The organism is Paenibacillus sp. NPDC057967, assembly GCF_042887015.1.
Classification (GTDB): Bacteria; Bacillota; Bacilli; order Paenibacillales; family Paenibacillaceae; genus Pristimantibacillus.
Window position 1 is genome coordinate 113857 of record NZ_JBHVQB010000009.1, and the last position, 19651, is coordinate 133507.

The 19651-nt window shown below is 49.3% G+C and carries 21 protein-coding genes; 8 read left to right on the forward strand and 13 right to left on the reverse strand.

Features of this window, described 5'->3' with window-relative positions:
- The first annotated feature begins 123 nt into the window (after positions 1–123).
- On the forward strand, positions 124–1353 hold the full coding sequence (locus ACFVSO_RS22630) for an aminopeptidase (RefSeq protein WP_387477850.1): 1230 nt from the start codon (positions 124–126) through the stop codon (positions 1351–1353).
- 96 nt (positions 1354–1449) lie between these two features.
- Here ACFVSO_RS22630 and ACFVSO_RS22635 read toward each other — a convergent pair whose 3' ends face one another.
- Positions 1450–1818 carry a hypothetical protein gene (locus ACFVSO_RS22635; protein WP_387477852.1) on the reverse strand — a complete coding sequence of 123 codons (369 nt, stop codon included), beginning with the start codon at positions 1816–1818 and terminating at the stop codon, positions 1450–1452.
- Positions 1819–2135: 317 nt separating this feature from the next.
- Here ACFVSO_RS22635 and ACFVSO_RS22640 point away from each other — a divergent pair, with 317 nt between their 5' ends.
- From ACFVSO_RS22640 to ACFVSO_RS22665, 6 genes are all read left to right on the forward strand, one after another.
- A complete protein-coding gene (locus ACFVSO_RS22640; RefSeq protein ID WP_387477855.1) occupies positions 2136–2783 on the forward strand; it encodes a PspA/IM30 family protein in 648 nt (215 codons plus the stop codon).
- 28 nt (positions 2784–2811) lie between these two features.
- Entirely contained in the window at positions 2812–3843 is a 1032-nt protein-coding gene (locus ACFVSO_RS22645; protein WP_387477857.1) for a TFIIB-type zinc ribbon-containing protein, read from the forward strand.
- Positions 3844–3884: 41 nt separating this feature from the next.
- Positions 3885–4640, forward strand: coding sequence for a TPM domain-containing protein (locus tag ACFVSO_RS22650; protein WP_387478406.1), 756 nt, complete (start codon positions 3885–3887; stop codon positions 4638–4640).
- 23 nt (positions 4641–4663) lie between these two features.
- Positions 4664–5713, forward strand: coding sequence for an SPFH domain-containing protein (locus ACFVSO_RS22655; RefSeq protein ID WP_387477859.1), 1050 nt, complete (start codon positions 4664–4666; stop codon positions 5711–5713).
- 219 nt (positions 5714–5932) lie between these two features.
- Positions 5933–6493: a helix-turn-helix domain-containing protein gene (locus ACFVSO_RS22660; protein ID WP_387477861.1), complete on the forward strand. Its 561-nt coding sequence runs from the start codon at positions 5933–5935 to the stop codon at positions 6491–6493.
- 232 nt (positions 6494–6725) lie between these two features.
- Positions 6726–7949, forward strand: a complete 1224-nt coding sequence (locus ACFVSO_RS22665; RefSeq protein WP_387477864.1) for a CynX/NimT family MFS transporter — start codon at positions 6726–6728, stop codon at positions 7947–7949.
- A gap of 133 nt (positions 7950–8082) precedes the next feature.
- Here ACFVSO_RS22665 and ACFVSO_RS22670 read toward each other — a convergent pair whose 3' ends face one another.
- The 4 genes from ACFVSO_RS22670 to ACFVSO_RS22685 all read right to left on the reverse strand — a co-directional run bounded on the left by ACFVSO_RS22670 (position 8083) and on the right by ACFVSO_RS22685 (position 10284).
- Positions 8083–8712 (reverse strand): HD domain-containing protein, encoded by a 630-nt coding sequence (locus ACFVSO_RS22670; protein WP_387477866.1) that lies wholly within the window; start codon positions 8710–8712, stop codon positions 8083–8085.
- Positions 8713–8908: 196 nt separating this feature from the next.
- Positions 8909–9241 carry a hypothetical protein gene (locus ACFVSO_RS22675; protein ID WP_387477868.1) on the reverse strand — a complete coding sequence of 111 codons (333 nt, stop codon included), beginning with the start codon at positions 9239–9241 and terminating at the stop codon, positions 8909–8911.
- A gap of 264 nt (positions 9242–9505) precedes the next feature.
- The gene (locus ACFVSO_RS22680) at positions 9506–9790 is read right to left on the reverse strand and encodes a hypothetical protein (protein ID WP_387477870.1); all 285 of its coding nucleotides are present in this window, start codon (positions 9788–9790) and stop codon (positions 9506–9508) included.
- Positions 9791–10050: 260 nt separating this feature from the next.
- Positions 10051–10284, reverse strand: coding sequence for a hypothetical protein (locus tag ACFVSO_RS22685; RefSeq protein ID WP_387477872.1), 234 nt, complete (start codon positions 10282–10284; stop codon positions 10051–10053).
- Positions 10285–10519: 235 nt separating this feature from the next.
- Between ACFVSO_RS22685 and ACFVSO_RS22690 the strand changes: the two genes are divergently transcribed.
- Positions 10520–11659 carry an SEC-C metal-binding domain-containing protein gene (locus ACFVSO_RS22690; RefSeq protein WP_387477875.1) on the forward strand — a complete coding sequence of 380 codons (1140 nt, stop codon included), beginning with the start codon at positions 10520–10522 and terminating at the stop codon, positions 11657–11659.
- A 292-nt stretch (positions 11660–11951) separates the two neighbouring features.
- On the opposite strand, the gene ACFVSO_RS22695 is transcribed toward ACFVSO_RS22690, so the two are convergent.
- The 8 genes from ACFVSO_RS22695 to ACFVSO_RS22730 all read right to left on the reverse strand — a co-directional run bounded on the left by ACFVSO_RS22695 (position 11952) and on the right by ACFVSO_RS22730 (position 19323).
- Positions 11952–12887, reverse strand: coding sequence for a nucleoside hydrolase (locus tag ACFVSO_RS22695; protein ID WP_387477877.1), 936 nt, complete (start codon positions 12885–12887; stop codon positions 11952–11954).
- A 27-nt stretch (positions 12888–12914) separates the two neighbouring features.
- Positions 12915–13862 carry a nucleoside hydrolase gene (locus ACFVSO_RS22700; RefSeq protein ID WP_387477879.1) on the reverse strand — a complete coding sequence of 316 codons (948 nt, stop codon included), beginning with the start codon at positions 13860–13862 and terminating at the stop codon, positions 12915–12917.
- Between the two features lie 20 nt (positions 13863–13882).
- A complete protein-coding gene (locus tag ACFVSO_RS22705; protein WP_387477882.1) occupies positions 13883–14689 on the reverse strand; it encodes an energy-coupling factor ABC transporter ATP-binding protein in 807 nt (268 codons plus the stop codon).
- The gene (locus ACFVSO_RS22710) at positions 14686–15546 is read right to left on the reverse strand and encodes an energy-coupling factor ABC transporter ATP-binding protein (RefSeq protein WP_387477884.1); all 861 of its coding nucleotides are present in this window, start codon (positions 15544–15546) and stop codon (positions 14686–14688) included. The genes ACFVSO_RS22705 and ACFVSO_RS22710 overlap by 4 nt, the downstream gene beginning before the upstream one ends.
- Positions 15543–16292 carry an energy-coupling factor transporter transmembrane component T gene (locus tag ACFVSO_RS22715; protein ID WP_387477887.1) on the reverse strand — a complete coding sequence of 250 codons (750 nt, stop codon included), beginning with the start codon at positions 16290–16292 and terminating at the stop codon, positions 15543–15545. Before ACFVSO_RS22715 ends, ACFVSO_RS22710 begins: the two co-directional genes overlap by 4 nt.
- A 44-nt stretch (positions 16293–16336) precedes the next feature.
- Positions 16337–16936 carry an ECF transporter S component gene (locus ACFVSO_RS22720; protein ID WP_387477890.1) on the reverse strand — a complete coding sequence of 200 codons (600 nt, stop codon included), beginning with the start codon at positions 16934–16936 and terminating at the stop codon, positions 16337–16339.
- A 92-nt stretch (positions 16937–17028) separates the two neighbouring features.
- Positions 17029–17739, reverse strand: a complete 711-nt coding sequence (gene deoD / locus ACFVSO_RS22725) for a purine-nucleoside phosphorylase (protein WP_387477893.1) — start codon at positions 17737–17739, stop codon at positions 17029–17031.
- A 132-nt stretch (positions 17740–17871) separates the two neighbouring features.
- Positions 17872–19323: an AcpB/EbpR/MafR family transcriptional regulator gene (locus tag ACFVSO_RS22730; RefSeq protein WP_387477896.1), complete on the reverse strand. Its 1452-nt coding sequence runs from the start codon at positions 19321–19323 to the stop codon at positions 17872–17874.
- Positions 19324–19651 lie beyond the last annotated feature (328 nt).

The following is a 19651-nucleotide window of genomic DNA, read 5'->3' on the forward strand; positions in this document are numbered from 1 at the left end:
CCGTCCATTTCCTGCACAGATGCAATCACAGTGGGCATTTGGTATGCTAGTTATACAGCTTTTTTTTGAGAATGTTAAGCAAAGACACCGTAGAGCAAGGGAACAGATGGAAGGGGAATAACAATGGATACATTCGAACAACAATTAAATAAATATGCTGAGCTGGTCGTAAGAGTTGGCGTGAATATTCAGGCGGGACAGGTGCTGATCGTGCATGCCCCGATTGAGACGGCTGAGCTTACGCGATTGATCGTCGCCAAGGCGTATGAGGCGGGAGCCAAATACGTCATCGTAGAATGGGACGATGATGCCGTTACCCGCGCGCGGTATGAGCACGCATCGGATGACTCCTTCGACTACTACCCGCAGTGGCAGGCGGACAGCATGGTGCACTTTGCCGAAGAGGGCGGAGCCATTCTACATATTAAAGTGCCGAATCCGGAGCTGTTCCAAGGCATCGATTCCTCCAAAGTATCGAGAGCGGTCAAGGCGGCTGCCGTTGCGCGCAAGGAGTACTCGACGTATACGCGCAACAGCAAGATCAGCTGGTCGCTGATCAAAGCGCCTACCCGGGCATGGGCGAACAAAGTATTCGCCGATCTGCCAGAGGATCAGCGTGTGGATGCGATGTGGGAAGCCGTATTCCGCATGGCCCGTGTCAATACAGAGCATCCGGTCGCCGCTTGGCGCGATCATATTGCGCAATTGAAGAAGAGCCAGAACCGTCTGAATGAGAAAAGGTACAAGAGCCTCCATTACCGCGCACCTGGTACAGATATCCGTGTGGAGCTGCCGGAAGGCCATATTTGGCGCGGCGGCGGCGGAGAGAATGAGAAAGGCGTCTATTTCGTCGCCAATATGCCGACTGAAGAAGTATATACCATGCCTCATCGCATGGGCGTGAACGGAACGGTGAAGAGCACGCTGCCGCTTAATTTGAATGGCCGTCTGGTGGATGGGATTACTTTCACGTTCAAGGATGGCAAGGTCGTGGCGTATGATGCTGAGTCGGGTAAAGAGCATTTGACTTCGCTGCTGGAGACGGATGAAGGCGCAGCTTACCTTGGAGAAATTGCCTTAGTGCCACATAATTCCCCGATTTCGAATATGAACCGAGTGTTCTACAACACAGGCATCGATGAGAATGCTTCCTGCCACTTTGCGCTGGGCAGCGCTTATCCGGTCAACCTGGAGGGCGGCACGAAGCTGTCCAATGAACAGCTGGTGGAGCGCGGGGCGAACGTCAGCCTCACGCATGTGGATTTCATGATCGGCTGCGCAGACCTTGATATCGATGGAGAGCTGCCGGACGGCACCATCGAGCCTGTCTTCCGGAAAGGGAATTGGGCTTAATCGCTCGTACAACGCAAAGAAACCGTCAGAACGATGATTGCACCACCGAAAAGGGATGCAGATCATACGACTGACGGTTTCTTCTTTATTTAAGTATTAAATGAAACGTGCATATGTCGTTAAATCAGTAAGCGATCCGCTATGTGAATAACGGATAATATAGGTGCCTTGCGTGAAATTCGTATTGAAGTTAATCGTGTAGCTGACGACATTCGGATTCGAGAAAATATTCGAACGGCTGCTTTCGACCAGCACTTCCGTCCCGCCGGTTACACGATAGACATTAGCAAAGATGACCCCCGCGGCAGGAGAGCCGCTGAAGTAGGCACTGCCCGTGATGATTAGCGTACCTTGGCCCGTTACCGTATCCGTGTGATTAAGCGGAACGGAGGCGCTCGCGATAGCAGAAGTCATGAAAAGCATAATAACAGTGGTGAGAAGGATGGCTACCTTTTTCAATTTCATTCATCGTCCTTTCAGATTGGAGGATTGTAGAAGGAGTTCATCTTTGGGTGGTTGAATGCTGGCCAGCGTTCTGTTTGGTTGTGAAAACCCTTCTGCGTTCCATTATACTTAGCATACAAGCTGAATATGTGAACATTTTTGCTGCTGCGTAATTAATATTTGGCCTTTATAAGACTAATTTTTTTGTAAAAAATAATTTTGTTCGATAAAGAATCAAGCTTCCATAAGCTAGAAGTAATGAGAAAAGTGAATCCTTTTGACCATAAATCAGGTACTATTAGAACAAGGGATAAGAAATTTGAAGGAGGGATTCGTCTATGGGCATCCTGTCCAGATTTAAAACAATTATGTCGAGTAACGTGAATGCCAGTCTGAACCGGTCGGATGATCCGGTGAAGGCATTGAACGAATATATGAGGGACCTGAATTCGGATTTGGGCAAAATAAAAGCCGAGATGGCTTCGATGCTGGCGGATGAAAGCAGAGCCAGAAGAGAGCTGGACGAATGCCAAGCCGAGTTTCGGAAGCTGCAGCGCTATGCGGAGAAGATGGTGCAGGATGGCAGGGATGATGAAGCACTGCGGTTCCTTGAGCTGAAGGCAGCAGAGGCGAAGAAGGAGATATCCTTGCAATCCGCATACGACCAGTCAGCGGTCAATGTGAAGCGAATGAGACAGCTGCAGGACAAACTGTCAGCCGACGTCGGAGCGCTCGAAGCGCGTGTGCTAGAAGCGAAGGGGAAGCTGGCCGCTTCACAATCCGGGCAGAAGATGAACGGGGCGGCATTAGGCGCGCTGGAGGAGAAAGCGGAGCAAGCGTATTACGAAGCGCTCGCGATTGCGGAGCTGCAAAAGGATGAAAGCAGTGATCTGGACGAGCGATTTGCCGAGCTGGAGAGAAAGCAAGCAGAAAGCCCTGCAGATGAGCTGGCTGAGCTTAAGAATAAGCTGAACAATCGAGATTGAAGATCATGACATCAGGCAGGTGAGGGAATTGGCAGTAGTCGACTACAAATGCCCGAATTGCGGCGGGGAAATGACGTTTGACAGCGCATCGGGCATGCTGTCCTGCGGGAGCTGCGGAAGAAAGGACAATATCGAGCACTACACGGACGCTCCGCGCCCTTCTGTATTCGGCCAAGGCGAGATGAAGGAATACCAATGCAATAGCTGCGGCGCAGTCATCGTGACCGAGCCGGAGACAACGGCAACGATGTGCAGCTTTTGTAATTCAAGCGTCGTACTGATCGACCGGATGGCAGGCAAATTCGCCCCGTCGCAGGTCATCCCATTTGCGATTAGCAAAGATCAGGCGCAGAAGGCGTTCAAGAAATGGTGCAAGAACGGGCGGCTGACACCAGGCAGCTTCATGCGGGCGAATCGGATCAAAGGCATTACGGGCTTATATGTCCCGTTCTGGCTGTATGATTTGCACAGCGACGTTGAGGTGCGGGCGCATGGCACGAGAGTGAGATCTTACACTCGTGGCGACTATATTTATACCGAGACGCAGCATTTTGACGTATACCGAGATATTACCCTGGATTATGTAAAGGTGCCTGTGGACGCGTCGGAGAAGATGAACGACGAGCTGATGGATAAGCTGGAGCCGTTCCCATACGACCAGCTAAAGAACTTCAAGACGCCTTACCTCGCCGGATACATCGCGGAAAAATACAATTACGATGACAATCAGCTGATGCCGAGAGCTCAGCATAAGGTTGACGGTTTTATTGATTCCTATGTACGCTCAACCATGTCGCAATACCATACGTTAACCTATAAGAGCAAGGAAATTGATACGACGGCGCGCAAAGCGGAGCATGTGCTGCTGCCGGTATGGGTGTTCCACTATGATCACAATCGGACGAAATACACGTTTGCGATGAACGGTCAGACTGGCAAAGTGGTTGGCCGCCCGCCAATCAGCAAAGGCAAGATGTTCATGTGGTTCTCGGGAATCTTCCTGGCTTCTCTGATTTCCGTGAAGTGTGTCTCCATGGCGATGGGAGGCGGTTTCTGGTGAAGAAAGGGAAACGATGGATAGGAGCTGTGTTGCTCCTTGTCATGCTTGCCGTATTCGTCTCGCCGCTCTTGTCGTCGTCCACCGTCTATGCCGCTGAACCGAAGCGCATGATCTATGACGAAGCCAAGCTGCTGGATTTGGACGAAATACAATTGCTCGAAAATGCTGCAGCGAGTTATGCCGAATTACGGGAAACGGACTTCATCATTTATACCACGAATAACGAGAAGAACGTCGATGTGGTGAAGCTGACTCAGGATTTCTATGACAACAAGAAGCTGGGTTATGACAAGCCTCATGGCAACGCGGTCATTCTGACTATGGATATGAAGAATAGGGAAGTGTATCTTGCCGGCTTCTACAAAGCGAAGACGCTTCTGGATGACGGCAGACTGGACAAAATCCGCAACAAAATCACGTCGAATTTGTCAGGCGGCTATTATTACTCAGCATTTTCCGATTATATAAGTACTGCAAACCGCTATATGGGGTTTAAGCCGGGTGTTAACCCGGATAACATTGTATTTAATGGCTGGTTCCAGCTGGCGGTCGCCTTCTTCGTCGCCTTTTTCATCGTATGGGGAATGAGAGCGAATGCAGGCGGGCGTGTAACCGTGAATGCAGGAACCTATGCGAATGCCGGAACCTCAGGCATTATCAACAAGCATGACAACTACCTGAGCACGACGGTTACGAAGAAGCGGATACCGAAACCAACCAATACCAGCGGCGGTGGTGGTGGCGGGGGACGGACCTCGGGGGGCCACTCGCACAGCGGCAGCAGAGGATCATTTTAACCTAGAAAGGACTGAGGAGTCTTATGTCATTTTTCAGAAATCAATTCGCTAACGTTGTGGAATGGGAAGAGTTCCGCGATGACATGATATTTTGGAAGTGGAGCAACAACGAGATCAAGAAAGGAAGCAAGCTGATCATTCGTCCCGGACAAGACGCGATCTTCGTCCATAACGGGAAGATTGAGGGCATCTTCCAGGATGAAGGGGAATACGCGGTTGATTCGCAAATCATCCCGTTTCTCTCTACGCTGAAGGGCTTTAAATTTGGCTTCAACAGCGGCATGCGGGTGGAAGTCGTCTTCGTCAACACGAAGGAATTCACCGTCAGATGGGGAACGCAAAATCCGATTCTGATTCCAACGCCGCAGCTTCCGGGAGGATTGCCGATTCGCGCGAACGGCACCTTTGTATTCAAGGTCAAGGATTATGTGACGTTTATTGATAAAATCGCGGGTGTACGAGAGAGCTATCTGGTGGAGGATGTACGCCTGAGAATCGTGTCAGTGCTGGATCAGCTGCTGATGAAGTGGATCAGCACCGAAGGCAAGGATATGTTCAATCTGCAAGCGAATGCCCATGCGATCTCCAGAGGGATTAAGGAAGATCTGGACATGGAGTTGCTGGCAAGCGGCATTAGCATTACAGGCTTCCAGGTAATGAGCTTTAACTACCCGCCAGAAATTCAGCAAATGATTACGAAGACGGCTTCCCACAGCATGATCGGCGATATGCAGCGTTACCAGCAGGTGTCGATGGTGGACGGTATGGCTTCGGGCAAAATGCAGGGCGGCGGCGCTGCAGCTGATATGGCGAGCATGATGATGGGCATGAATATCGCCAAAGAGATGATGCAGAACATGGGCCAGAATCAAAATAGCGGGGGTAACGCCGGGCAGCCTGCTCCAGGCTCTGGTCAGCAACAGCCTGCGGGACAGCAACAGTCAAGCGGACAGCAGCCGCCAGCAAGCAAGCCAGCTTCCCAAGACGGCGCCAAGCCGAACTTCTGTCCGAATTGCGGAACCAAAACGGAAGGTGCGAACTTCTGTCCGAATTGCGGTCAGAAGCTGGGATAGGGATTTCGGCTAAAGGAGACTGCCAACAGCGGTTTATTCTCCTGCTCAGCGGTTATAGGTAATGCGTAATGCTCAAGCTGATTCCGGTTTGCACCGGAGTCAGCTTTTTGCTGCAGCAGATACAACGGCGCACAATAATTTGCTTATGATAGACGTTCCATTATAATAGGGAAAGTGATGATTACGGACTGAAGACGCAAAATGGGGGGACTGCAACCAATGGAGATCGATGACCCGAAACAAGTCGTGCTGCAAGTGGGCTCCGCCCTCAAGAAGCTGCGAAAGGACAAGGGGCTGAGCCTGGAGGAGCTGGCGCATGTGTCGGGTGTCAGCAAGCTGACCCTTGGCAATATTGAGCGGGGAGATACGAACCCAACCATAGGCATGCTGTGGAAAATATCCAAGAGCCTCTCGGTTCCTCTGATGGCGCTCTTCTTCGATCAAAGCGGCGTTCAAGTATCGCGTGCGGGAGAAGGACTCAGAATAGCGGGCGACGGCGAAGCTTGGCTGATCGAACCGATCTTTCAGCAGAGCAGCCAGGATGTCGAGATGTGCCGGGCGTATTTGCAGCCGAACAGCTCTTATTATCCGGAGATGCATCATCCGCACACGACGGAGATTGCTACAGTGATGTCCGGTAAGATCGAGATCAACGTGAATGATGAGACATATACGCTGAATGCCTATGATTCCATCAGCTTTCGTGCAGACGAGCCACATTCCTATACGAATCCGAGTGATGAGCTTGCCGTACTGCACCTCATTTTGAGATACAACTAATGTGCAGCTTTCGAGCAATAAATATACGATTGAATCCCTCAATCCGCATGGGTTGAGGCTTTTTTGTGTTTCAGCAATTGCGTTTAGTTATGCAGAATGGAGGCAGAATACGGAAGTGGACAAAAAGCATCTTGTATATTATGATGTACAATATAAAATAATAAGTATAATATAATATATAAATGATCAGTCTTCTCTAATGAATGGTGAGATACAATAGGAGGAAGTCAACATGAATGCAACAGAGCGAATGCAAGAGCATACGGAGAAACAAAGCACCTTTGGCCGTCCTTCGGCAGCTTTTTTACTTATTGCTGGGATCGTCTTTATCGCGATGAATATGAGGGCGCCCTTAACATCGGTAGGTCCGTTGTCGGAGCTCATTCGAGGGGAATTGCAATTGACCGGCACTTGGGCCGGAATGATCACGACACTGCCATTGCTGGCATTTGCACTACTGTCCCCGTTCGTGCCTCGGCTTGGAGGACGATATGGCATGGAGCGAGTTTTGCTCGTTGCGATTATATTTTTGTTCATCGGCATTGTACTGCGTTCTACATCCGGCACAGCCGCTTTATTCGGGGGTACAGCCATATTGGGACTGGCCATCGCGGTGTGCAATGTACTGCTGCCGGGATTGATTAAGCGTGATTTTCCCGATCGGCTGGGCTTCATGACGGGTGTATACTCCATCTCCATGAATTTGTGCGGAGCTATTGCTTCAGGCATCAGTGTACCGCTTGCGGTGGGCGCAGGATTGGGATGGAAGGGTGCGCTCGGCATATGGGGGATCTTAAGCTTCATCGCTCTATTGGTGTGGCTGCCGCAGCTTCGCTCCCGCCGGGCGGTAATGGCTTCGGTGAGTTCGGAAAGCGAGCGCCGGGTGAATGTATGGCGATCCCCGCTTGCATGGCAAATCACTCTGTACATGGGCATTCAGTCTATGTTGTTCTATGTGCTGATTGCATGGCTTCCTGATATGCTCCGCCTGCAAGGCGTGAGCTCCGATCAATCCGGCTGGCTGCTGTCTATGATGCAACTGGCTGTGCTTCCTTTTACATTTATCGTACCTGTCATGGCAGCTCGCATGTCTAACCAGCGTTATTTGGTTGTCATTACGTCCATTCTTTTATTGTCGGGAACGCTTGGTTTGCTGTATGGAAGCTCTAATCTGCTGATTGCTTGGATTATCTTGCTCGGAATGGGCGTGGGTTTTGCATTCAGCTTGTCCATGATGTTTTTGGGCTTACGCACCAAGACCTCCAGGCAAGCGGCTGAGCTGTCTGGTATGGCGCAATCAGTAGGGTATTTGCTCGCCGCAACGGGCCCGGCGCTATTTGGATACCTGCATGACGCCACCCAAAGCTGGAAGGCTCCTTTGATGATTTTGGTTGCTGCATCGGTCTTGCTCGGGATAGTGGGCCTTGGTGCAGCGAGAAATCGTTACGTGGAATAAGGAGAGGAATTGCTGTGCGTAGGAAGGGCTTTGAGGGTTTATTCAGGTTGCATGATATAGGGTAGCGATAAAGGGGTGCGAGAGGTCGTGAGTGGGATGATCGCGTACAAACGGCTCTGTGCTGGAGCATATGTTATGATGCCAGAGCTTCACTTGTGATTTTCGCGATATCAATGGGGGATCTTGCGCCTTCGCTAACCATGTCAGGCAGGATGTGCTGGAGAAAATAGGTGACGCAGTGTAAGTTAATGCCTTTAATCTTAATTAATGCGCTCCGGTACATGACGATAAATTCCTTCTCGGTATTGCCTCGTTGCAGCTCTGCGAACGCCTCATAGATTTGGTCAAGCTTATCGGCTACTTCGAGAATCTGGCCTTCGATGGAGTCATCCTTGCCTTCACGAAGCTGACGGCGGAAGATCGGCTTGAACTCCTCTGGTATATGTTCATCGATGAAGTGCGCGACCATGCCTTCCTCGACTTGCTGCAGCATAGAGCGAAGCTCTAATGAATAATGTTTAACGGGTGTTTTAATATCACCAATAAAGATTTCGCCGTAATCATGACTGCTTGTAATCTCGTACAGCTTCTTCCAGTTGACGGTGACGCCATTGCTTTCTTCAATGTCCGCCAATGTCTTCGCGTATTGTACGACCTTCCATGAATGAGCGGATACGCTATGCTCCTGAAATTTGAATTTGCCTGGGCAACGAATGATACGCTCTAGATCGGTCAGTGATTGAAAATACGTATGAATTCCCATAAGATGAGTTCCTTTCTTTCGAGATAGAATAAGTGCTTCATGATGCTAAGTATAAATGCCGTTTGTTAATGGATGATTAATTTAGCTGCTATAATTGTAAAACCCGCAAAATGGACGCTCGTCCATTTTACGGGTCAGGTTGCGCGGTACCTTTGTGACAGAGGATTGCCTTCTACAAACGGATAAAACTAACGAATTAGATTTCGCGAATAAGTCTGCGAAGGCGTCTAATGAGGCGTCTCAGTCTGCGGATTTCATCGCGATTGCCGCCGCGGCGAATTAAACGGCGCAGGCGAATGCGTAGACGTCTGATCAGACGTCTGATTCTGCGGTTTCTGCGATTGCGTCCCCGTCCGTCACCGCAATCACGGTCGCGTTCGAAGCGATCACAGCGATCAAAGCGATCAAAGCGATCAAAGCGATCAAAACCATCAAAATCAAAATCATCAAAATCAAAATCATCGAAATCATTAAAATCGTCGAAATCATCATCATCAAAGCGGTTGCTAATCTCTACTTTTTTGCTCATCTCCATCTCCCTCTCTGCAAGAATAGTTCATTCTATTCAGTAGATTTAAATTGGTATAGATAGATTGATAGGGAGATTCATTGATTTAATTCCGCGTTTATAAGGAGTTTTCTTACTTGACGAAGTCAATAAGAAAAGCTCCATGGAAAAGCAGACGGATGTCCTGAAGCTTGGGGAATTTGGGTTTCTGTTATTGATTTGCCCGGTCCAAGATACAAAAAACCTGTAAGAGAGGCGTCTGCCGTCTTACAGGTTTCTCTTGAATTAGCCTCGATCTTCAAGTCTGCGAATGAGTCTGCGGATACGTCTGATAAGGCGTCTTAATCTGCGGATTTCACGGCGGTCAGCGCCACGGCGAATGAGTCTGCGAAGACGTCTGAGAAGGCGTCTTAACAAGCGTCTCAGTCTGCGGAGTTGACGGCGTCTGTCGCGGCCTCCATTGCGGCCTCCATTACGATCCTCATCGAAGTCGTTAAAGTCTTCAAAATCGAAGTCATCGAAGTCATCTTCATCATCAAAGCGGTTGCTGATCTCTACTTTTTTGCTCATGACCATCCCCCTCTCTGCAAGAATAGTACATTCTATTCAATAAATTTGAGATGGTATAGATAGATTAATAGGGTAATTCATTGATTTTATTCCGCGTTAATAAGGAGTTTTCTTACTTGACGAAGTCAATAAGAAAAGCTCCATGGAAAAGCAGACGGTTGTCCTGTTATCCTCCAAATTTGTTGCTCATTATTGATGTGGCTGATCTGAAATTAAACCTGTAAGACAGGCGTTCGCTAGCTTACAGGTTTATTCTTGCATTAACCTCGGTTTTCCAATCGGCGGATAAGGCGGCGGATGCGTCTAATGAGGCGTCTCAATCTACGGATTTCACGGCGGTTAGCGCCGCGGCGGATGAGTCTGCGAAGACGTCTGAGAAGGCGTCTTAACAGTCGTCTTAGTCTGCGGAGCAGACGGAGTTTTTCGGCTTCGCTAAGGCGTTCGATTTCAATTCTTTCAATTTCATCAATATCATCAAGATCAAATTCATCCATGCTTCAGTCCCCCTTTCTACTAGCGAATAGTACATGGTATTCAGAAGCTAATAGATAGGGTATGGATAGATGAATAGGGAGATTTAACCGAATCTTTCAGTGGAAATATGCGAAAATTAAAACGATTAATAATTTTCAGGGAAGAAGCATTTCGGCGAAGGTAGTGGTATAGTAGTCAGGAGGGCAAGGTACGGCCGTTAATTTTTTGCAAGAGATGGAGAGGAATATTACTATCGTGAACAAGGAACAAAACATAGCAAAGAACCGTGATTATGTATTGGAATCTGTAACGGGATTGGGATTAAATGATGTATTCATGCAGCAGAAAAAAGACAGTCTTATGCAGAAAGCAAGCGCCAACGCTATTGTTGGCCGCTCCAAATTGAACAAGGCGGACCTGGTATCTGCATTAACTGAAGCAATTGTTCAGCCGGAGTCATTGCAGGATATGCTTCTGCTTATGCATAACGACGAGTTTAGCTTTTATCAGGAGCTGCTGAAGTCGGAAGCTGTGCTCATAAGCGAATTCGTACCTGTCAAATTCGGGTATCTTATTGATAAAGGTGTCCTGGTCTGTGTCATGCAGGAAGGGCAGTATGGTTATTTTATACCGCTTGAAGTGAAAGAAGCGCTGCAGAAGCTGGATTGGGCGCATGTGAACCAGACAAGGGCTTACGAGCAGCAGGTGCTGGACTACATGAGTGCTTCTGTTCATCTATACGGCGCTTGCAAACCAGAGCGGGTTGTGGAAATTTATAATTCGCATCAGGCCGATTCGATTACGCGTCAAGCTCTACGTACAGTTAATAAGTTTCACAGCAACAGGGAGCAGCCATTCGTGTGGCATAAGAACGGCTATCTGGTTGATACGTATTATGAGGATGGAAGAATCTCCGAGCTCGAAGAGTTGCTGGCGAAGATAAAGGATAAACCTCATTATGTGCCAAGCCAAGAGGAGTTTCTGAAGTACGCTAATCCTGCATATTATGAGATGACCTCTCAGCTGCACATGCTGAAGCTGTTTATTCAGAAGGAGCTTGAGCAGAGGGAAGGAATTGCGAATTTGGTAATGAGTAATATCCAGCTTATGGTCTCTTGGGAGAGCGGGATGGATGAGGTGCTGAATGAGCTTACGGATAGAGGAATCTCGTTCCAGGATCTCAATCAGGCCAAAAAGTTCGTCAGCCTGGTAACAGAAGCAGCCCAGCATACAAGAGTGTGGTCCAATGGCGGCTACACTGCGGCTGAATTGAGCGAGGCGGCGCGCCCTGCGAAAGCAGCAGTACGCCAACATTTGAACCCAGTCAAGATTGGACGCAATGATGCTTGCTACTGCGGCAGCGGCAAGAAATATAAGAAGTGCTGCAGCGCGTAGCCTTATACGATAAAGAATGTGTCTCAAAAAGTGAAATAGGGTTGCTACACACCACTAATGGCAGCAAAAGTGGAAGAACTCGAAAATAGTTGTGCTGAGAAACGTTAAATGCTCGAAATCGCCTCAAAAGGTGAAATAGGGTTGCCACGCAACACTAATGATTGAATGAAAGGGCAGTTCCAGATCGCCAGCGATCTGGAACTGCCCTTTGTTATGACACACGGACTCGACTGTCCGGCTAGTTACATGAAAGGAGTGAACGCACCTTGCGTTCACTCCTTTTTGCTGCTGTTTATGTCATGAATGTCTTCATAAAATGATCCTGAAACCGCTTGGCGTCGACACGGGTGCAGACGTTGACGTTCGGCTTGTCCGTACAGCGCGGACGCAGATCGGCAATGGTTCTGCCATAGGAGTGGACACCCTCGAGGTCTACCTGGAGAACCATTGGCTGCACCTCGACCAGGCTCGGGTCGATCGCAACAGCTACCGCCAGCGGATCATGCAGGGCACAGCCTGTCCGATCGCCATAGGCTTCCCGGTAGCCTTCGATATAGTAGGAGGTAATGTCAGCCAGGAAGCGGGTAAGGTCCGAATCCAGCTCTCTCCACTGCTGAATATCCTCTAGCCTGAGCTCAGTCTGCATGGTGACATCCAGTCCGACCAGCGTAATCGGAGCTCCGGATTGGAAGACGAGCTGAGCCGCTTCCGGGTCGGAATATACATTCGCCTCCGCATGCATCCGGCGGTTTCCCGCCACCTCCACAGCTCCGCCCATTACGATAACCTGCCGCACCAGTGTAGTAATCTCCGGCGCTTGCAGAATGGCAGCAGCCAGATTGGTTAATGGGCCGACACAGATGAGCGTCACCTGCTTGGGGTATCGCCTAATCTGATCTACCATAAAGGCCGCCGCGGAAGTTGACACCGGCTTGCCTGCCGGATCGGGGAATGTCAGGTCGCCAAGCCCATTCTCACCATGAAACTGGGCGGGATAATCCTTCTTAGAGGGATGGAACAATGGGGCGGCTTCCCCCATTGCGACAGGAATCCCGGTTGCTCCTAGCCGCTCCAGCACATGGAGCGTATTGCGTGTCGCGTGGTCCACCGGTACGTTTCCGAAGCAGGTTGTGATCCCGATAACATCCAGAGCCTGTGAACGGACAGCGTAGGCAATCGCCAGCGCATCGTCAACCCCTGTATCTACATCCAATAATATTCGGTGCATCAATCATGCTCCTCCTTCGTCTGACGGTTATGACAGCACCGTGCGAATGTAATGCTGCAGGAATGCCTCTTCACGGACATGCATACATACGGAGGCATTGGTCCGTGACGGCGGCCGTCTGAAGTCGACCAGCGTCGCACCGGAGGATAGCTGACCCTTTGTCTCTATATAGACGTAATAATCCTCCATCTCTACAAGGGAAGCATCCTCGACGACAGCCAGTGCCAGAGGATCATGCATCAGCCGGTTTTTGCCCTCGTTCAAGCGCTCGCTTGCCTCAAAGCTGAATGTGAAGATATGCTGCAAGAATGCTCTTAATTCTGCCTGTTGATCCCTAAAGCCGTTCATGAGTTCATGAAAATGAGCTTCGCCGAATTTGGCCTTCCCGGTCACGTCCAGGCCTACCATCGTAATCGTAATCCCGGATTCGAACACCCGGTGCGCCGCTTCAGGATCGCCGTGGATGTTAGCCTCGGACACTGGCGTCGTATTCCCTGGCACCTTGATGGCGCCTCCCATCAGCACCAGCTTCGCCTTCTGCGCAATCGACGGATCTTTGGCAAGCGCGACTGCCAGATTAGTCAGCCTGCCGGTGAATACCAGTGTAATGTCATGCGCCTGTTCCCGCACCTTTCGCACGATGAAATCGGATGCCCGCTCGTCCACTGGCAACTGGCTTGATTCAGGCAGCTCGTATCCGGCAAGGCCGTTTGCTCCATGAATGGCGGTTACATTCTCACGGCGGGGACGAAACAAAGGAGCATTCGCCCCCATGGCAACCGGAATCTCATAGCGAGGCTGTGCCAATTCCAGCACCCGGAGCGTATTCTCCGTCGCCTGCTTCACATCCACATTGCCAAATACCGTTGTAATGCCTTCTATGTGCAGCTTATTGGATTTAACGGCAAAGATGAGCGCCAGGGCATCATCCACACCAGTATCCACATCCAACAGGATGTGCTTTACCTGCTCCATATCGTCACTCCCTTATTCCCTCACTTATGCTTGGCAAGCTCGTCCGCAAGCTCCGGTATCGCCAGGATGTTGCTGCCGATACCCAGGGAGTAGCAGAGTTTGCTAATATGCGGCTGCTTCAGCATCGCCTGCTCCAATACATCCAGATTCCAGAAGATGGCCCTCTTGTCGTCATCCGCAATGACCTGGCGGTTCGCCATGACGATGACCCGCTGGAAGTTGTTCACGACAAATTCCATATCATGCGTAATCGTGATAATGGTTTTACCTTCTTCTTTTAAGGTCTCAATGAGATGAGACAGCCGCTCCATAGCCGGAATATCCTGGCCTGCTGTCGGTTCATCCAGAATGATGACACTGGAATCCATCGCAATGACGGAGGCAATCGTGACGAATTTGCGCATGGAGTAAGGCAAGTTGTAGGGATTGTCCTTAAGGTATGGAACGACACCTGCCAGCTCCGCCGCTTTCATGACATTCGCTTTGACCTGGTCCTCTGGCAGACCCAGCTTGCGGGGGCCGAATTCAATCTCGCTATACACATCGTTATGAAAGATTTGGTCATCCGGGTTCTGGAACACATAGCCGACTTTTCTCGATATTTGCGCGGTCGTATAATCCCGCGTATTCCAGCCATCAATGACGACGTCACCTTCGGAAGGCTTCAGCAGCCCGTTCATCATCTTGACCGTCGTTGTTTTACCCGCGCCGTTCTGGCCTACAATGGCAACCGACTCGCCTTTATTGAAGGTCATGTTGACTCCATCCACTGCTTTATACCCGTTCGGATAGGCAAAGGATACGTTCGTCAAAGTGAGGAAGCTCATGCTTTTACCCCCTTCTTCATCCATGCCTTTACGGCTTCAATCGCTTCTTTTTCTGTTAACGGTATCGTACCGAGATCCATTCCGCGCTTGCGCATTTCCAAGCCGAACATCGAATATTGAGGGATGGCGGCCCCGAATGAAAGGGCGCGCTCATCGGTAAGAATCTCTTTCGTGTTCCCTTGCATCACCACTTCACCCTCGTTCAGCAGGATGACGTAATCGGCATATTCGGCAATCAGTTCGATTTTGTGCTCGACGAGAATGATCGTTTTTCCTTTCTTCTTCATCAGCTCAATAATCTTGAATACTTCTTCCGTGCCCTTCGGATCAAGCTGGGAGGTCGGCTCGTCAATGACCAGCACATCCGGCTCCATGACGATAATGGAAGCGAGGGCAACCCGCTGCTTCTGGCCGCCGGAGAGCTCAAACGGGTTTTTGTCCCGCAAATAGCCGATTCCCAGCATCTCAATAACCTGAGCCACCTTCTCACGGATAAGCTCGGGCTCCATGCCCAGATTTTCGAGGCCAAATGCGATCTCTTCGAACACGTTATCCTTCACGCCGCTAATTTGGGTAAAAGGATTCTGGAACACATAGCCGATTTTTTGCGAAAGCTCGCCCAATTCCCACTCGCGGATATCTTTGCCCTCAATCAGCATCTCGCCGCGCAGATCCCCTTTGTAGAAATGGGGGATAAACCCGCGGATAACGTTGCACAGGGTTGTTTTTCCGCCTCCGTTGGCGCCAACCAGCGCATACAGCTTGCCTTTCTCGATCGTTACATTCACGTCTTTAAGCGCATCAGTCTCGCTAATGGGGTATTGGTAGGATAAATTCTTGATCGTTATAATACTCATAGCGCAACTCTCCAGACGATTAGAATAACAAGCAGGACAAGCAGCAGAATTTGAACCAGCCGGTCAGCCTTTGTTTTCTCCAGCTTGTAGATGCTGCTTTTCTTCACTTTGGCTGAGAAAGCTCTCGATTCCAGCGTTAATACCCGTTCCTCCGTGCTTGCCACCGATCCGAGAATAAGCGGACTAAGCGTTGGTATGAAAGCCTTCATGCGGACAAACAGCTTGCCTTCGGTTTCGACGCCTCTCGTTTTTTGCGCATCCATGATGACATGGGTTAGCTTTTTCATCTCCGGAATAAGCTGTAGCGTGGACAAGATCACATAAGTTACTTTGGACGGCAGGCCGACTTGTTCCAGAGAATAGACCAAGTCCTTGACCTTGGTGATGCGGAAGAACAGAATGAACGCCGATGCTACCGCCACGATTTTGGATGTCAGGAACAGGGCAAACTCCAGACCTTCCCGCTTGATGGAGAAGATGCTCCAGCTCCACATAATGTCTTTGCCGGGATAGAAGAAGCATTGCAGAATAAAGATGAACACAACAATCATGAGCAGTGCCTTGACCGCCAGATTGGAAAATTCCTTGAAGCTGCCGGCAAAGTAGGCCAGCACCATGCAGATCGGCAGAACGGCGTAGCTGAACCCGTAGCCGGGTACGATAAAGGCGGCCAAACATAAAGCGATGGTAATGAAAAACTTGGTTGTTGGATAAAGACGGCTTAACATGGACCGTTCATTATTCACAAGAACCCCTCCTTCTAAAGAGCGCAACCATTACTGGCTATACGTCATTTCTTTTTGATGAATATCGCGCCGTAATTCAGCTTGGACAAGTATCTCGGGGACATCTTCATCACAATGGCAAAGGCAATGAGATTGGTGAGAATTTTATCGACGCTTTCCAATACAATTTTGGTTGAGAATACGGCTGTCCATATCTGTTGTCCGGAAGCCAGGAATGTAGCGACCAAGGCATCTGAGGAGTTGCCGGTTGCACCGCCGAACATCAGCACCTGGATCGGAGATGCAACGATCAGTACGGTCAGTACGACGACTAATGAAGCCAGGATGACTTTCCACAGCTTCGTATACATCCCTTTCATGGCCAGTACGCCGACTACCAGACCGACGGCCATTTGTACAGGTGTAAATGCGAACGAGACCGGGTTCGTTATTCCGACTACGAGATTGGTGCTTGCGCCCGTAATCATACCAACCCAAGGACCGCCAATCATAGCGGTCAGAATCGTTCCGATGGTGTTCAGGAAGATCGGCAGCTTGAGCAGGAGCACAATTTGCGCACCGACAAAGTTGATTGCGATACCGATCGGAATTAATAAAATGGCCAACAATGAAAAATCATATTTCAGTCCGCGTTTGATTCCCATCGCTTTTTCCCCCTAGGAGCATATTTGGCATAAAAGAAAACCATTAAAAGTGCTTGTTCAAAAAGTTGGCTTTTTGAACATCCTCTTCAAGACTATTCGTCAGCTAAGATCGTATGGAGCGCCACTTCCACCATGTCATGGAACGACTTCTCGCTTTGTTGATGAGAGGAGCGTTCATTGGTCAGCAGATGGCTGCCTACCGTTAAGATGGACAGGGCCTTCACACCATACTTAGCGGCCAGCGTGTACAGCGCCGCACTTTCCATCTCGACCGCGAGCACACCGAAATCCATGAATTTATGAAGACGATCCAGCGTTTCTCGGTAGAATTCATCCGAATTATATATATTGCCGACAAAGACATTGACGCTTTTCTCCTGAGCCAGTTGATGGGCCTTGCTTAACATCCCATAGTCGGCTGTAGGAGCGTAATTGCAGCCATAAAATATTTTCTCCATCATATTGCTGTCTGAAGATACGGCTTGGGCCAGCACGATATCGCGGACCTGAAGCTCCTTTTGCATGGCGCCGCATGTACCGATACGGATCAGCTTTTTGACACCGTAATCCTGAATCAGCTCTGTCGCATAAATACTCATCGTAGGGTTGCCCATTCCCGTGCCTTGGACCGACACCGGAACCCCTTTATAAAGCCCGGTATACCCATACATGCCTCTCACTTCGTTGTAGCAATGGACATTCTCCAAAAAGTTCTCTGCTACAAACTTTGCCCGAAGCGGATCGCCGGGCAGCAGCACACGTTCTGCGATATCTCCCAATTTTGCTCCCAAATGTATACTCATGATGCTCCTCCTGCTGGCCTCCTTCTTAAGAAAGCGCTTTATTATCTTGCTGTCTCCATCATAGTAATAATCAGCGGGAGAACCAAGACCAGAAAGTTACGGAGCTTAACGGAAAAATGCAACCATGAGGTCTCATGGCTGCATTAACTCCTTGCGGATATTCTCCAGATCCCGCTTGGTCGGTATCGTTGAAATGATGACCACGGGAACGCTATTCAGCTCAACGGGGAAGGTGCTGATGACAAAATCAATGCCGTGCTTCTGAATGATTTCATCGGTAAGTCCCTCCATAATGGAGGTGTTGATGATCAGCTCGTCACCGATTTCATTTTTGATGAGCTTAGCTACGTAATGGCGGATGGAGAATTCCCCGCCGATCAGCAGGAAAGCTCTTTTGCTTTTGTAGCGCAAGCTGGAGATGATTAATAACGTCAGCTTCGTCAGATGATAGTCATTATACAGAATATCGGGATACCGCTGACTCCACTCCTGCATGCAGCTCTTTACGCGTTGGTACATGGGACTGCATACTTTTTGGACATAATCGGTCAAGTTGCTTGTCGAGATCGCGATCATATCGGGCAGCACATTTTCCAGCCGCAGCTTCTCAAAGAATTCCCCGACTTCCCAGATGAACCGGTCATTCATATCAATGGCAGGGAAAGCGTTGAGCGCAAGCATGAGAAAATGATTAACAATTTGATATTTTTCCTCTTGGATCTGCACGAGACTGGTTTTCTCCATCGCGATCATCGTGCTGACTTTCGCATTATCATAATAGTTGTATTGGCCCAAGCTGAACATGGCTTGAAGGAACCGGATTTCGTCCATCGGCAAATGAATGGAGTACCTCTGCTCAAGCGCACGGGCCAATGCGGTAACAGATGAGTGGAGCATGCTGTTCTCCCAGTCGTATTGCCCCCTCGGAACGTCTGCATATTTGCCCTGCAGTACCCTCGTCATAATGATGGCTGCCAGAAAGGACAAGCTCCGCTTGGCATTGAGGAAATACACGATATCATTCTCCGACTCGATTGTCGTGATGTATTCGTGGATTTGAGCCTGATCCATGCTGGGGAACGGCCAGCCGGAAAATTCATAAGCATCGTGATACAGCTTCCAATAAAAATAACGGATATTCATTTCATTGCCTTTGACCTCGGGCATGGAATACGCGATGCGGAGATGATATCGTTTCAATTCATGATTGTTGAGCCGAATAATCAGCTTTTTCAGCGAGGAAGAGCTCATATACAGCTTGTCGGCCAGCTCTTCCAGTGAGCTTTGGCCCCCCTCGGCGAACAGCAAATCGAGCAGCTGATATAAGGTTCTCTGCCTGTACATGGATGAGATGACTTCGCCAATCGCGACATTTCGTTTCTCATAATGAAGAATGACGCCTTTCCCGCGGGAAATCTCAATATGAATCGAAGGAGGAAGCTCCTGTATGGTTTCGTCAATAATTTTACGGATCGTTTTGTCCGATACGCCAAGCTGCTCTTCAATTTCGGCCAGAGTAAACCAGCGATATTCCGAATCGAGCAGGGTCAACAGCTTTTGCGTCAATGTAAATTCCTTTTCCATGGTCTGATCTCCCTTCCTGAAAGAATCAGTAAGATGAAGTCGTCTCTTAAGTTGATAGACCTAAGTATGGGACAGAATGCGTGTATTTATAAATATTTCCGTGAAACGTTTATTGGGTGGATGCTTCATGCGGCGTACAGATGGACGAGTGTCCTTATAGGTATCGTAATGGGCTTTGCAGCTTTAAGCAATCGGTATATTCAATTAGCTGTTCCGTCAGGGTAAACTCACTCGTGCTGCCAATACAAAAACACCTCCAAGATGCCTCCATATCAAATTTGAAAATTCTAAATGGATGATTGATGTCAAAAGAAAATAAAGGTATTGG